At 50.5% G+C, this 15032-nt stretch carries 11 protein-coding genes and 1 pseudogene; 8 read left to right on the forward strand and 4 right to left on the reverse strand.

What is annotated here, in order from left to right:
* Nucleotides 1–98 precede the first annotated feature (98 nt).
* The 6 genes from phoB (at nucleotide 99) to DB48_RS04845 (ending at nucleotide 7614) form a co-directional block, all read left to right on the forward strand.
* Nucleotides 99–788, forward strand: a complete 690-nt coding sequence (gene phoB, locus DB48_RS04825) for a phosphate regulon transcriptional regulator PhoB (RefSeq protein ID WP_041406681.1) — start codon at nucleotides 99–101, stop codon at nucleotides 786–788.
* A 358-nt stretch (nucleotides 789–1146) separates the two neighbouring features.
* Nucleotides 1147–2439, forward strand: a complete 1293-nt coding sequence (gene phoR, locus DB48_RS04830) for a phosphate regulon sensor histidine kinase PhoR (RefSeq protein WP_041509184.1) — start codon at nucleotides 1147–1149, stop codon at nucleotides 2437–2439.
* A gap of 278 nt (nucleotides 2440–2717) precedes the next feature.
* Nucleotides 2718–3689, forward strand: coding sequence for a PstS family phosphate ABC transporter substrate-binding protein (locus tag DB48_RS04835; RefSeq protein ID WP_041509185.1), 972 nt, complete (start codon nucleotides 2718–2720; stop codon nucleotides 3687–3689).
* Between the two features lie 636 nt (nucleotides 3690–4325).
* Nucleotides 4326–5276 carry a phage exclusion protein Lit family protein gene (locus tag DB48_RS04840; protein ID WP_041509186.1) on the forward strand — a complete coding sequence of 317 codons (951 nt, stop codon included), beginning with the start codon at nucleotides 4326–4328 and terminating at the stop codon, nucleotides 5274–5276.
* 43 nt (nucleotides 5277–5319) lie between these two features.
* Nucleotides 5320–5694 carry a hypothetical protein gene (locus tag DB48_RS20060; RefSeq protein WP_152619098.1) on the forward strand — a complete coding sequence of 125 codons (375 nt, stop codon included), beginning with the start codon at nucleotides 5320–5322 and terminating at the stop codon, nucleotides 5692–5694.
* A gap of 960 nt (nucleotides 5695–6654) precedes the next feature.
* Entirely contained in the window at nucleotides 6655–7614 is a 960-nt protein-coding gene (locus DB48_RS04845) for an alpha/beta hydrolase (protein WP_052813661.1), read from the forward strand.
* Nucleotides 7615–7693: 79 nt separating this feature from the next.
* On the opposite strand, the gene DB48_RS04850 is transcribed toward DB48_RS04845, so the two are convergent.
* The gene (locus DB48_RS04850) at nucleotides 7694–8575 is read right to left on the reverse strand and encodes a collagenase (protein ID WP_041509187.1); all 882 of its coding nucleotides are present in this window, start codon (nucleotides 8573–8575) and stop codon (nucleotides 7694–7696) included.
* Between the two features lie 184 nt (nucleotides 8576–8759).
* On the opposite strand from DB48_RS04850, the gene DB48_RS04855 reads away from it, so the two are divergent.
* A complete protein-coding gene (locus DB48_RS04855; protein WP_052813662.1) occupies nucleotides 8760–10580 on the forward strand; it encodes a M1 family metallopeptidase in 1821 nt (606 codons plus the stop codon).
* An 859-nt stretch (nucleotides 10581–11439) separates the two neighbouring features.
* Here DB48_RS04855 and DB48_RS04860 read toward each other — a convergent pair.
* Nucleotides 11440–11919, reverse strand: coding sequence for a glutathione peroxidase (locus DB48_RS04860; RefSeq protein WP_041509189.1), 480 nt, complete (start codon nucleotides 11917–11919; stop codon nucleotides 11440–11442).
* A 384-nt stretch (nucleotides 11920–12303) separates the two neighbouring features.
* Between DB48_RS04860 and DB48_RS04865 the strand changes: the two genes are divergently transcribed.
* A complete protein-coding gene (locus tag DB48_RS04865; protein WP_041509190.1) occupies nucleotides 12304–12837 on the forward strand; it encodes a YfaZ family outer membrane protein in 534 nt (177 codons plus the stop codon).
* Nucleotides 12838–12896: 59 nt separating this feature from the next.
* Here the strand turns inward: DB48_RS04865 and DB48_RS20200 are convergent, their stop codons facing one another.
* Both DB48_RS20200 and DB48_RS04870 read right to left on the reverse strand, forming a co-directional pair.
* Nucleotides 12897–13067 (reverse strand): hypothetical protein, encoded by a 171-nt coding sequence (locus tag DB48_RS20200; protein ID WP_160290139.1) that lies wholly within the window; start codon nucleotides 13065–13067, stop codon nucleotides 12897–12899.
* Between the two features lie 173 nt (nucleotides 13068–13240).
* Nucleotides 13241–14676: pseudogene (locus tag DB48_RS04870) on the reverse strand (RsmB/NOP family class I SAM-dependent RNA methyltransferase).
* Nucleotides 14677–15032 lie beyond the last annotated feature (356 nt).

The following is a 15032-nucleotide window of genomic DNA, read 5'->3' on the forward strand; positions in this document are numbered from 1 at the left end:
TAAGCCGTTTTATGACAAACTAGCCCGGCGGTTTCATAATTTTGTAATAAAAAAGACCAATAATGGACACGTGGGAATTCACAGATAGAAGATCGCATATGACTGCTAGGATTTTGATAGTTGAAGATGAGCTAGCCATCCGAGAGATGTTAGCTTTTGTTTTAGAACAACATGGATTTACGACAACTACAGCAGAGGATTTCGACTCAGCATTGGATATGTTGTCAGAACCCTATCCAGATTTGGTGTTGCTCGATTGGATGTTCCCGGGCGGCAGTGGTATACAGCTGGCCAAGAAATTGCGTCAGGATGAGTTTACCCGTCACATTCCCGTTATCATGCTAACGGCCCGTGGCGAAGAGGAAGACAAGGTGAAGGGGCTCGAGGTGGGCGCCGATGATTATATTACCAAGCCTTTCTCACCCAAAGAGCTGGTGGCCCGTATCAAGGCGGTAATGCGCCGCGCGGCACCGACGGCACTGGAAGAGCCGATAGACGTACAAGGATTGGTACTCGACCCTGTGAGCCACCGCGTGACAGTGGGCGATCAGGTACTAGAGATGGGCCCGACCGAATTCAGGCTACTTCATTTCTTCATGACCCATCCGGAACGCGTCTACAGTCGCGAACAGTTGCTGGACAACGTGTGGGGCACCAATGTGTATGTCGAAGACAGAACCGTCGATGTGCATATTCGTCGTCTGCGTAAGGCCGTCGAACCGTCGAATCACGATCGCTTGATTCAAACCGTTCGTGGCGCGGGTTACCGCTTTTCGACCCGTCTCTAGGCGCTGTTTACCTTTGAGGTGTCATTTGCATTCAAACCGTTTTTGATTGTCGTGTTTTGTCGTTGAGCTCAGGTGCCCGGCTTTTTGCTTAGCGATTTGCTTGCCAGACAAGGCCAAATCAAGGATGAGCACGAATGCATTGAAGCGGTTTGGTCCAATTCTGAGGGCGGTTTTTGTGCTTGTTATGCTACCTGCTCATGCTATTGCTTATTAAGACATTAGTTGAGTAAGTTTCGGTATGACAACCCAAAAGATAGCCCCAGGAACAGGCTGGAAAGCTCGACACTTTCAAGCAAATTGATAGGCACAAGAGGCTATTTGCGCTATCTTGTGCCCATTCGCTCACTATGGCTTATCTATGTTTGATTCATATTCAGGGTATCAACTACTCACTCGGTTAGTGATATATCTACTGCTCTGTCTTGCCGTTGGATTACTCATAAATCAGGTGCTGTGGATCATGTTGCTGGGCAGTATCGCCCTGCTCATTTGGCACTATAAACAGATCTCAAGACTCAATTATTGGTTGTGGCGCGATAAGCGGCTAACGCCTCCCAACGGCAGTGGCAGTTGGGAAGGGGTGTTCAATGGTATCTATCGTCTACAGGGTAAAAACCGTAAACGTGTCAGCCAGCTCGCCTATCTTCTCGCCCGCTTCAGACAAGGGGCCGAGGCCCTGCCCGATGCGGCCGTGGTGCTCGACTCAGAGAACAATATCGCCTGGTGCAACAAACTGGCACAGCTGATGTTAGGCCTGGTGTGGCCCCAGGACAATGGCCAGCGGATCGATAACCTCATTCGTCATCCCGATTTCTCCAATTACCTCAAGCAGGCGGACTTCGACGAGCCTTTCGAGCTCATCGATACCCAGAGCGACAATCGTATCTTAGAGATACGCATCATGGGATACGGTTCGGGGCAGCGGTTGCTCATCGCCCGTGATATCACCCGTATTCGCCAGCTCGAAGGGATGCGTAAGGAGTTTGTGGCCAACGTCTCCCATGAACTCAAGACGCCGCTTACCGTGCTGCAGGGCTATCTTGAGATGATGCAGGGCATGGCCGAGCCGGATTCGCCCAATGCCAAGGCGATGTCGCAGATGCAGCAGCAGACCAACCGTATGCGCTCCATGGTCGAGCAGCTGCTGGTGCTGTCACGCATCGAAGATGGTAGCGCGGTCAACCTAGATACCAAGGTGAATATGGCACACCTGATGGAGACCCTAAAAGAGGAGGCGCAGGCCTTGGCCATGGGGCAGTATGAGTTGTCTATCGAGGCCGACCCCGGGCTTAACCTCTATGGCAGCGAGGTGCAGCTTCGCAGCGCCTGCTCTAACCTGGTGTCGAACGCCATTCGCTATACCGAGCCGGGCGGTAAGATCAGCATACGCTGGAAACGTGTGCCCATGGGCGCCGAGTTTAGCGTGACAGATACGGGTGAGGGGATTGCGCCGCAGCACCTTACCCGCCTGACCGAGCGTTTCTACCGGGTAGACAGTGCTCGCTCGCGCCAAAGCGGTGGTTCGGGATTGGGCCTGGCCATTACCAAACACGCGCTGCACCATCACCAGAGCGATCTCACCATAGAGAGTAAGCTCGGAGTGGGTAGCCGCTTTAGCTTCATTATCCCCAATCACCTGCTGGATCTTTAAAGGGGAGGGGTTAGTCGCTGGGGCCAGTGCTAGCCACTTTACAAAGCTATACGCCGTCGAGTATGACGGCGTTTTTTATGTCGCTCACCATGACGCAAACTTGACGATTTGATGTCAAACAGAATATGGCGACGCAAAAAAGCGCATTGGCGGCGAATTAATTTGTCATTGTCATCTAAGTGTCACATCACAGTCATAGACTTGTCACCGTTGCGATTGATACTGGCTGCAACTTAAATGAAACGAGTAAGCAAGTCCGCTTAACACTGGAGCATAGAATGAAACTTAAACAGCTTGTCGGTGCGGTGAGTTTAACAGCCGCTAGTGTATTCTCAGCAGCCTCTATGGCCGCGCTTGATCCATCACTGCCTACCTATGAAAAAACAAGTGGTGTATCGGGTAACCTATCTTCTGTAGGTTCAGACACTTTAGCCAACATGATGACCCTATGGGCGGAAGAGTACAAAGAGATGTACCCTAACGTTAACATTCAGATTCAAGCCGCGGGTTCATCTACTGCGCCACCAGCACTGACTGAGGGTACTTCACAGTTCGGTCCTATGAGCCGTAAGATGAAGCCTAACGAAATCGAAGCATTCGAAAAGCACTACGGTTACCAGCCAACGGCTATCCGTGTCGCAATCGATGCCCTGGCAGTATTCGTACACAAAGATAACCCAATCAAGGGACTAAGCATCGAGCAGATCGACGGCATCTTCTCTGCAACACACAAGTGTGGCGGTAGCGATGTTCAGCGTTGGGGCGATGTCGGCCTAGACGGTTCTTGGGCTGCTAAAGACGTACAGCTATATGGCCGTAACTCAGTATCTGGTACTTACGGTTACTTCAAGAAGAAAGCACTTTGTAAGGGCGACTTCAAGGCTAACGTCAACGAGCAACCAGGTTCTGCGTCAGTGGTTCAGTCTGTATCTCAATCACTAAACGCAATCGGTTACTCAGGTATCGGTTACAAGACGGCAGGCGTGAAAGCGGTTGCTATCTCTAAGAAGGGTGACAACTACATCGAAGCATCAGCCGCCAACGCTGCTGACGGTAGCTACCCACTATCACGTTACCTATACGTTTACGTGAACAAGCACCCTAACAAAGACTTGGCACCACTAGAGCGTGAATTCCTACGCTTCGTACTGTCAAAGCAGGGTCAGCAAATCGTAATGAAAGACGGTTATGTACCACTACCACGTAGTGTGACTGCGAAAGACCTGGAAAAAGCGGGTATCCGTCTGTAAGACACCAGCTTGAAGTGAAAAGGCCTCCTAGTGAGGCCTTTTTTGTCTTCCAAATAAGACGATATTTTTGTTTTCTTGAGTGATATTTGGCGGCAATCTCATTTGTTGAATGTGGTTGAAGGGCTCACCTTTATCGTAATCTAACGCCTGCCCGTCGGGCGTATCTACACTCAGTACTCAGTATTTAACGTTTCTTCGATTTAACTTCATCTGACAGTGCTATGGATTTTGGCTTTGGTTTATTTGGAATCAATGAGTGGATTGAAGGTTGTACCTTCATGGCAAGCTAACGCCTGCCCGGCGAGGGATGTGCAGATACGCCTGTGAGACGCCATGAATAAGTCCCTTTAGGCTCTGCCGAAACATCCTTGTTTCGGAAGCTCACCGGCGTATCTACACTCGGTATTCAACGCCTCTTCGATTTGACGGTATTGGTGTGTTTAAGGCGTAAAAGCTAACTGATTTTTGCCCCATTGCGCGTTTTTCTAGGTGGCATATTTGGCAAAATACTGATAAGTTCATTATATACAGATAGTTAGCTGTGCGCGTTTTCACTGGTCCAACGAGGTAAACGCGCATGCGCACTAATAAAATGTTAAATGCTCGCATCACCATCAACCAGAAGAAATAAGATTTATGGAAGCATCTGAATCTCAAGCTGTAAAAGCAGCCATAGTTGGTTCTGCACCGGAAAGGCAGGAGGAACTAGAAGAACTGTGGGAAGAGCATTCACCTCAGGTAAATCAAGTATCTGATAAAGAAGGGTTTACCCTTGAGGCAGGTTCATTTGGATTGATACTATTTGACCATAAAACAATGTGTAATTTGTGGCTTTTTGGGTTTTCTACGCAAGAGGCTTTTAATCTATTTCTTCCGTACTTGTACCTATCTCAAATTACAAAAATTCCGTTTAACCCGCACATACTAACTGAGGAAGATTCAAAGTCCTCACATGCATTACGCATAGATGAAATCATTAAAGCTATTCGAGCGCTCAAAGAAGTTGGCTCAATAGAAAATATAACTTGGCCTAGCAGTGTGCCTAAACCTTATTCAGGCAAACCATCTGATCTTAATGGGAGCATGGCTTTCGACTTGCTATGCATGGTTGCCGCATACTGCTTTTTGCATGAATTCAGGCATGTTCAAATTCGAAATGAAGGAAAAGTTTTAGATATCCATGAAGAGGAATTTGAGTGCGATAGTTACGCTAGAGATTTCCTCCTGGGAAAAATTGACGAGTATTCAAATACTACAGGATACGATAAAGCCCTTCTAATTAACAAAAGAAGTATGGCTATGGCGCTTGCTTCAGTGCTTCTTTATGTAATAACTCCGGACGCATACTGGAATGGCTCGTCAACTCACCCTGCCATCAGTGAACGAATTAAAAATATATCCAGCGCCTTAGAGGTTGAAGATGATGATTATTTTTGGACTTATCTATCATGTGCTCTGATATCCGTCGTTAGAATCGATGATATTGAAATTCAAAATATGGTTGTTGTAGATCAAAAGAGTTATGCGCTATTTCTAATTCAAAGCATAGAAAAGCATTTAACAAGTCAAAGCGCTCGGACGCAGTAAACTGCGCCGGTGTTTGAGGCGTTAGGTAAACTAAGGGAATTCAATGCTTTCTGAAAAAGAATTTAATATTCTACATCAATTAAAAAATAAATCGGTTCTAAGTAAAAGTGACTTTAAGGATACATCTGAATTTGATTACTCATGCGAACTTGCTCAAGGTTTATTAAATAAAGGTGTTATTCACACAAAAGCACAAGAACCTTTTCAAATGAATTACACTGGTGATGGTTCTAAGTATCAAGCAGCAGGTCGTTTTTTATTATCAACTCAAGCTTTAGATATTGTTAGTTCACATAAGAATTACAACTCATACGTTTCGTCTATACCCAAGCCGACTTTATTTAACATAGATCGTAGAATTGCCTTAATCAGTTTAATTGTGGCAGTTATATCACTTTATTTTGCAGCGGGCTTGTAGAATTACAATACAAGGCCTTTAAGTCGGAACAAAAACAGTTGGATTTGTTTCGTTCCTCAACGAGTGTAGCTAACTATTTTTGTCCGCTTAAGGCGGCGTTACTGATCAAATACTCTAACGCGTTTCAGTCCAGAATGATTTGGTGTTTGATCATCGCGTATACAGAAGCCGCTCAATCGAAGAGACGGATAGCCAGGTGTAAACACATTTGTGACCTTCCGAGGCATGGATGCCGAGGTAGAGCTCACAGGGAAGTGCTCGAAGCGTGTCACAAATGTGTTTGCACATAAGCCTGCCGCAGGCAATTCAAAACCATGAAGGCCAACGCTACCATCAGCGAAGGACAAGCCTATGCCACTAAAGGTTACAAGCTAAAAAGCCAATACCTTTATTCGAAGGTCTACTTACTTTTGTCCAAAAATGATTTGGTGTTTGATCGTCGCGGATACAGAAGTCGCTCAATCGAAGAGACGGATAGCCAGGTGTAAACACATAAGCCTGCCGCAGGCAATTCAAAACCATGAAGGTCAACTCACCCATCTGCGAAGTAAAAATCTCTACGGCAAGATGCTGTAAGCCTTAATGCCAGGCCCTTCATTCGAAGGTAAATGTCAGCAAATTCAGGATAAAAAAAAGCGACCCTGATGAGGTCGCTTAAGTTCCAAATTCGGAATCTAAGGATAGTTGCGCTAGAAACTATCTAAAGGGAATGATGATGAACGGTAAACACACTGATGATTAATTAAGACCTGTCACTGGATTAACTAATCGATGCAAATTCTGTTCATATTATCAGAGCGCTTTTATCGGGATTAGTTCAGAAAAATTCTTAAATATTTTCATATTTTTTAAAAAACCGTATTAAATCAACAAAAAAGCTTCATGTTTAGCACCGGCTAAAGTAGTCTGTTGCCTGACTCACTACTCATCTTTCGTCATCAATAAGGATATTGCGCCGACATGAAGTTACCCCATCTGCTCACATCGCTGGCTATCTTCTTAACCTTGTCTATGGCCACTCAGGCGTCCTCTGCGGTAGCGGTATCCGAACAAGCGGCGCCTGTTTCTCTGGCGCCTAATTCAAAGTCGCCAGCGTCTAATTCAACGTCGCCAGTGCCTAAGGTAGAGATCCCCCGCACAGCCGTGTTCGAGCTGACCGATCCCGTGAGTAAGCGCGTCTATCCACTCTGGGTTAAGCTGCCGCGATCCTATCAGTCTGACAGCGAAAGGCATTATCCGGTGATCTATGTGGCCGATGCCCCCTATGCCTTTCAGATTGTCTCGGGCATGACACGTTTTCCCATGAATAGCGGCAAGATGCGTGAGGCGATCATCGTTGGGCTCTCTTATGCCAAGGGGGATAAGGGGCCCCAGAGTCGGGTGCGCGACTATACCCAGGTAGTGGACAGCGGCTGGAAGCTAGAAACCGGCGGCGCCAGCCAATATGCAGACTATCTTCAGACTGTGGTCTTGCCCTTTGTGGCGGGGCGTTACCGGGTTAACGACAATGAGCTAACCTTCGTCGGTAACTCCCTCGGCGGCTTGTTGGGTGCTTATCTGCTACTCGAGCGGCCTAATCTGTTTGACCACTATGTGCTGGGCAGTCCCTCTGTGTGGTTTAAGGGAGAGCAGATCTTATCCCTGACGGCGAAGGCGAGGGTGGCGGCTAAACAGGCGCAGAAGCGGCGGGTGTTTCTGGCGGTCGGGGCATTGGAGACGCCAGCTAAGGCGGGCATGCTACACGACATGGTGGACGGGGCCGATAAACTCAGCAAGCATCTTAACAAACAGCTAGGAGATGTCCTGGAGCTGGAGGTGTTAACCATAGCGGGGGCGCGCCACGAAACCGCCTTTCCCACCACCGCGAGCCAAGGCCTCTATTGGCTCTTGGCGCGGGACGGGGAAGGCAATACCCAATAAACGGTTTGAGGAGCTCGTCCTAAGCAGGCTTTTTCTTACGCAGGCCTTTCCCTACGAAGCTTGGCCTGAATAAGATCTTTTAAGAAGCTTGCTCTGAGTTCAGGCGCTTGAGCCAGGTCCGAAATTCCTCATCCATGCTGGTGCCCCACTGCTTTACCAGTGCCTGATATCTGGGGTAATCGCCCTTGCGGGTAAAGCCCAGCATGGTGTCTATCTTGTCTTTGTGGTGTTCCATCATGAAGCGTACCGCCAGATAGCCCCAGCGATAGACGCGATCCGTGCCGCCGTTGTGCTCATAGCTGGTGTTAAACAGTTCACTCAATTCGAAGTGCTGCTTGGCGATGATGGCGATGGCCGCCGGGTTATCGTCCCCTTGAGAGATATATTCCCCCAGTCCCTCGCTCCACCAGACCAAGTGCGGCAATAGCGGCGCGGGCTTGGGGCAATACTCGGGGGCGCTATGGGAGTCGTGTAGCGAGGCGCAAAAATCGCCGTAGAGGTTGAAGTGGCCGTCGAGGTAATGCACATACTCGTGGGCCAGGTTCCAGATCTGTCCGCCGCGCTCATAGGCGACAAATTCAGCCTGATTACCCGGCTGGTGGGGCAGCCCTTCTAAGAACATGCCACCGTTGTCGCTGGGCACGTCGAAGTGCGCCGTCACATAGCGGGTATAGTCGTCGCGGCTGTGATAGACATTGGCGCGCATGCGTTGGTTGTTGTCATTGGCCACCGGCTTGCCCTGGGTGCCAAATAGCTGGTGGAACTTGGCTTCCTGCTTCTGCATCAGGGCGCAGGCCTTGGTTATCTGCTTCTGGGTGAGCGCCTGAGAGCGAATGGTGATCGTGGGGCTGCAGTCGTGATTCTGGCTTAAGATTTGTTGTAATGGTGCAACCGGCGAGGTTTCGCCTGCCTGCAGGGCGAAGCTGGTCAGCAGGGGCAGGGCCGCCGCACCGAGACGCATGAGAGATGAATGGGACACAGAGGTTTCCTTATTGTTATTTTTGTATAAAATATCCCAATTGTTCCATCTTCAACCGCTGAAGTCAATTTCCAGGCCGCTAGATTAGGTGACAGTTAGTCGACTCGCTTTACCTGTGGTCACGACATGCCAGGCGGCAATGACATTCCAGGCTTGCGGGACTAAAATGGCGCTAGCCCTTCATTATAAAAAAGGATTCCTTGTGACAGAGCAGTGGGATAATCAACAAGACCATCATTCGTTTGCCAATGTCGATGCAATTCGGGTCACGCATTTAAGCCTGGCCCTTGAGGTCGATTTTGCGGCGCGGCAGCTTATCGGTAGCGCCCGACTCAACCTAGACTACCTTGAACCGGCATGCCGTATCCTCTACTTAGATACCCGTGACCTTAGCATTAGCGGCGTGCAGGACGATGCCGGTAATGCCTTGGCCTATCGACTGGACGAGCAAGATGCGGTGCGCGGTCAGCGTCTGGCCATCGAGCTGACGGCGCCGAGCAAGCAGATCATCATCAAGTATCATACCTCGCCCTCGGCTCAGGGGCTGCAGTGGCTGTCGCCGGAGCAGACCAGTGGTAAACAGCTGCCGTTTCTGTTCAGTCAGTCTCAGCCCATCAACGCCCGCAGCTGGATCCCGCTGCAAGATAGTCCCAAGGCCAGAATCACCTTCGATGCCAAAATTACCGTGCCGCAAGGGATGCGCGCCGTGATGAGCGCCATGAACCATGGTGACGCGCCATTAACCGGTGAATTTAGCTTCGAGATGGAAAAGCCGATTCCTACTCATCTGCTGGCCATTGCCGTGGGCGATCTACACTTTGGCACCATCGGCCCGCGCACCGGCGTGTATGCCGAACCTGAGGTGCTCGGCGCCGCGGTGAAGGAGTTTGAAGATACCGAGAAGATGGTCGAGATCGCCGAGTCTCTGCTGGGCCCCTACGCCTGGGATCGCTACGACATGCTGATCTTACCGCCGAGCTTTCCCTTTGGCGGTATGGAAAACCCCAGACTCGCCTTCATGACCCCCACTCTAATTGCCGGCGATAAGAGTCTGGTCTCCACGGTTGCCCACGAGCTGGCGCACTCCTGGACGGGCAACTTGGTGAGCAACGCCACCTGGCGGGATCTCTGGCTAAACGAGGGCTTTACCACCTATTTCACTAACCGCATCGTCGAGGCCGTGTACGGCAAGGAGCTGGCCGAGCTGGAGGTGGTGCTGGAATATGGTCGCCTCAAGGAGGAGCTGGTCAGCATGCCGCTCGCGGCGCAGACTCTGCCGGCCAATGTGCAGGCGGGCGACCCCAACGATGCCTTTAACCGTTTCACCTATGACAAGGCCTCCATGTTTGTCCATGAGCTGGAGCGTCGCCTGGGACGTGAAGCCTTCGACAGCTTCCTGTTCGAGTATGTGAATCACTTTGCCTTCCAGGCGATCACCACGGAAACCTTCGTGGAGTACGCCAAGCAGACCCTGCTTATCCAACATGGCGATAAGTTAGCCGAGGCCGAGCTACTCGAGTGGGTCTACGGTGAGGGGATGCCGGCCTGGTTCGTGGCGCCGACTTCTGACAGCCTGGAGAAGGTCGATATCCTGCGCGCTGCCTGGCTCGCCGGTGAGCCCATCAACCGGGACAATACCGCCGATTGGCGCGTGCATCACTGGCAATATTTCCTAAGCAGCCTGCCCGAGGTGCTGGAACAAGAGGCATTGATCGACTTAGACAGCTGCTTCGATCTTAGCCGTAGTACCAATGCCGAGATCGCCTGTGACTGGTATCGTGTGGCCATACGTAATCATTACGATCCCGTGTTGCCCTTTGTCGAGGCTTATCTGATGAAGATAGGACGGGGTAAGTTTGTGCGTCCTCTGTACAACGAGTTACTGGCAGCAGGCTATGTTGAGGAGCTGCGTAGCATCTATAGCAAGGCGAGGGCAGGGTATCACCCCTCCTTGTCGGTACAGTTAGACAAGCAACTGCTGGCTTAGGATAAAAAAATGGCAACCCAAGGGGTTGCCATAACTATCTATTTGGAGAGAGAAATCTGTGCGCTAGCGAAATTTCTAAGCTCCAGAGACCAATAGGGTCTCGAAGGGAGATGATGAACAAACAATGATGAAAAATCTGTTACATCTCTTCAGAGTCCCCATCTTCGGGTTAGTTCCCTGCACTGCAAAAAAATAATCGAAAAAAGCAGATTTTCTGTGGTTCGCCGACTTGGCGGGCTCGAAAGCATTTAAACAGGCAAAAAAAATGGCAACCAAAGGTTGCCATGAATCAAATAAGTGTCGAGTCATAAACCCCATTGCGCTAGCGAGGTCGATGCTCTTGGGACCTAAAGGGTCACCAAAGGGAGATGATGATGAACAATGTAACTTGAGCCAGGTACGCTTACCGAATCATTCGTTAGCTAAATTACCCAACCCGCTAATCCGTTCACTTATTCAGAGTCCCCCGTAGCAGATAAGTTCAATAAAGCTTGTAAAAAATTCAAATTTTTTTGCCAACCGTCGCCAAAGGGGCAAATTTAACCTTTTAGTATAGATGTCGTTGGGAGATCTTGCCCTGTATAGCGTTATCAAACTCATTGAGGCGATAGGCGGTCTGGCGCTCTTTGTTAGAGCATAATCTATTGATCTGAGTTGAGTTTATAAAAAAAGGCAACCTAGGAGGTTGCCTGTCGATCCATCTAGATCTAGGGGGACTGCGCTAGAAGTCCCAGGGAGAATGATGAACATGAAAAAGCAAATCTTCGCGTTCAGTATTTGGAGTTTTCAAACGGTGAAAAGTTCAAAAAATAACCAAAAATGTTTGAAAATATTTCCAACATTCTCCTATCTGTTTGGATTAGTTCACTAAAGCAGCAATTTTTTCTGTTAAAGATTCCGGCGTCGTGGTGGGCGCGAAGCGCTCTAGTACCCGTCCGTTAGCGTCTACGAGGAACTTGGTGAAGTTCCATTTGATCGACTCGCTGCCCAGTAGCCCCTTGGCTTCACGTTTAAGGTAACGATACAGGGGGGGCGTCTTGTCGCCGTTCACCTCTATCTTGGCAAAGAGTGGGAAATTGACCCCGAAGTTAAGTTCGCAGAACTGACTGATCTCGCTCTCGTCTCCCTGTTCCTGTTTGCCAAATTGGTTACAGGGGAAGCCGAGCACGGCGAATCGCTCTGGGCCAAACTTATCATACAGGGCTTGCAGTGCCTGGTACTGTGGGGTGAAGCCACACTTGCTGGCGGTGTTGACGATAAGCAGTACCTTACCTTTGAAATCCGCCATCGACTGCGTGCTGCCATCGATGCGGGTGAGCGAAAAATCGTATATCGACATAATAGACTTCCTCCTGATGATGTTATTAGCCTAGCAACAAAATACATTGTGCGCAATTTAAATTGTCAGTTTAAGGCGATTGATGACCTCTAAGGGGCTAGCAGCTAGAGGTTAGAGGCTAGTTGCTAGAAGTTACGGCTGGCGGCTGGCGGCTGGTGGCTGGCGGCAGAGCACAGTGACCTGACAGGAAAATGGATTGCGTAATAGAGGCGCTGGTGACCTTTGTATCCTACTCATTGAACTTGTGGTGATCACGGTTGTTTTATGCAATGGGTTTGTTAATAAATCCTTTTAAAACAGCTTGATGAAGCATATTTAATGGTGGGCAAAAATACAGTCTGATACCCTCTTGCCCGACTAAAAACCGCATTTTAAGGGGTGACGATGAAAACTAAACTCGCGCTACTGCTGTTAGCCAGCCTGAGCCTGACGGCTCAGGCCAGCAACTTGAACCTTGGCATCAACGACGATGTGATCTCAACGGATCTGCAGATGGAGCTTAACCCGTCGGCTAATTTGGTGATGGGGTATCTCTATTCCAACGATGAGGGGCATATGGTCTCTGCCGCGGCGCACATGACCCATGATGCCGGGGTACATCACTTCGAGGTTGGGCCTAAGTTTTCCCACTATTGGGCTAAAAACAGCAGTAACGGTAGTGTGGTGGCGATCGGCGGACGCTATTCGCTGGATCTGGGCTCAAACATCGCCCTCAAGACCTCGGCCTACTATGCGCCATCTGTGCTCAGTTTCGGTAGTGTCGATGGCCAGTATGAGTTAGATGGCAAGATTCAGTTTCAGGTCAATCCGAGTCTTGGGCTGTTTGCCGGTTACCGCAATATACGCCTGCAGTATGACAACAGCCGCGATAACACCTTCGACAGTGGTTTCTATATCGGCGCCAGCGCCAACTTTTAGTAGCCCATAAGCTTGTTGGAGACTTGGGTGAGCGCAGCTAGGCGTTCACCCAAGCACGGCTAACGCCAGATATCTTCGTCAAACTCGTCGTCATGCTCATATCGCTTTGGCTGGTTGGCCTGATGACGACGTCGCTGCTTACCGCGCTTACTGCGTAGCTTATCCTGGGCATCGAACTCCCATGTGGGCGCCTGCTGTGATGCCATCTCAAATTCATCATAGTGTGACATGATCTCACCTGTCTCTCGTTACTGATCTTTACTGACCTATCTTGTGCTATCTAGGCCTAGCCGAAACCGCATGGTAAGAAGCTAATATGACGCCTGGGTGACAGGGATGAGACAAACAGGTGACAAGAGCGCCGCCCTATCGCGGCGCCAATTGGGAGCTGTGGGGGAGGGGCTTAGCCCTGACGAACCATCTTGGCCACAAACATGCCGTCGCTATCTGCCTGGTAGGGCAGTACCGTCAGCATCTGTGTCGCCTCATGGGTGAAGGGGTGAGTCAGTGTCTGCAGGCTAAAGTCGGAACGCATAGCCAGGAAAGCCTCGACGACCTCTTGGTTTTCGACCGGACTAATCGAGCAGGTGGCATAGACCAGGACGCCGCCGGGTCTTACCGCCTCACAGGCGCGGCTTAATATATCCAGCTGCAGGCTCGCCTTGTCTGTGATGGCGCTGGCGTCATCTAGCCAGCGCATATCTGGGTTGCGTCGCCAGGTGCCGGTGCAGCTGCAGGGGGCATCGACCAGCACGCCATCGAAGGCCTGCGCGGGTACAGGCAGGGCATCTGACTGCCAGGGCTGGGTGCTGATCTGGTTAAAACCGGCGCGTTTGGCGCGTTTAGCCAGCTCTTCGAGGGGCTTGCGGCGAATGTCTGAGGCGACCACGCTGCCGCTGGCCTGCTTATCTTGCTGCAGCATGAGTGAGCGAAGCTGCAGACTCTTGCCACCGGCGCCGCTGCAGGCATCCCACCATGACTCATCGGCCTTGGGCGCGCAGATGTTACCGATCACCTGAGAGCCGAGATCCTGGATCTCCAGCTTGCCTTCGCCGTAGAGAGTGACGGCGTTGAGGTTGATGCTCTTGTGCCCCAGGTTGATGGCATCAGTGAAATAGTCGCTGCCGCTGGTGTGGATCTCTTGTTTTGCCAGTTTGGCCTGTGCCTTGGCCAGAGAAATGCCCTGTAGTCGTCCCCAGATAGGTGGGCGAGTGCTTAGGCTCTCCAACAGGCGTTTCTGCTTGTCGCTGTCCTGGTCGAAATGGGCCCAGAACCAGTCGGGAGCCAGCGCCGTCAGGGGGAAGCCCTGGCCGGGGAAGGCGGCCTCAAGCATGGCCTGCTTGATCTTAAGAGCATCAGTGTCCGAGCCTGAGCCAGAACCTGAGTCTGCATGAGCAGTTATTGCTGGTTCAGCTAGCCCCGCAAACCCGCGCCAGGCGGAGACGATATCCTGCCAGGGGTGAGACTCCAGGGCGGCGGTCAAGGCTAACTGAGCGAACCACTGCTGGGTAATCGCCTGTTGGCTGGCGTCTTTCACGGGGATTAACCTTAGCCAGCCATGCCAGCGAAACAAGCCAAAGAGGCTCTCGCGAATCACCCGTCTGTCTTTGGAGCCTGCTTCTTATGGGCGCGGAAATAGTCGGCCAAGATGCGATCGCCCGGTAGCTTGCTTTGCAGCGTCTGGCAAAATAGCTGATGTATGGTCAGGCTGTAACTCAGGGCGCGTTTCTCGGCGCCGCTCTGGGCGTTTAGCGCCTGATGCAGCTGCTCGCCGTCGATGCTGGCTACCGCCAGGTGGGTCGCAGTTGAGGTGGTTGCCGAAGTTGTAGAGTCGCCCATGAATGTACGCCTAAGCTGAGATCTGTTTCTGAGGGCGCAAGTGTACCAGATGTCGGCATATTTGCTACCGCCGAGGCACGCGAAACAACCCATGAAACCTTGGTTTTAGACGCCACTCTCGCCTCATGCACACCTGCAGGTTATACCAATCACAGTAAGTATGTGATCAGAAATAGCGCAGGAAAAACGCTTGAGAACAAAGCAGGATTTTTACATAAGTAGTTATTCTACAATTAAAAATGCTAATACAGTTATCGAGCGTTTTAACAAGCTAGAATGATCAATTATTTATTACGATTGGTATTAAGTTCGCATTATGTCGAAAATGTACAATAGCGCCACCTCATGTCCTGACT

Source organism: Shewanella sp. cp20 (genome assembly GCF_000832025.1).
Classification (GTDB): domain Bacteria; phylum Pseudomonadota; class Gammaproteobacteria; order Enterobacterales; family Shewanellaceae; genus Shewanella.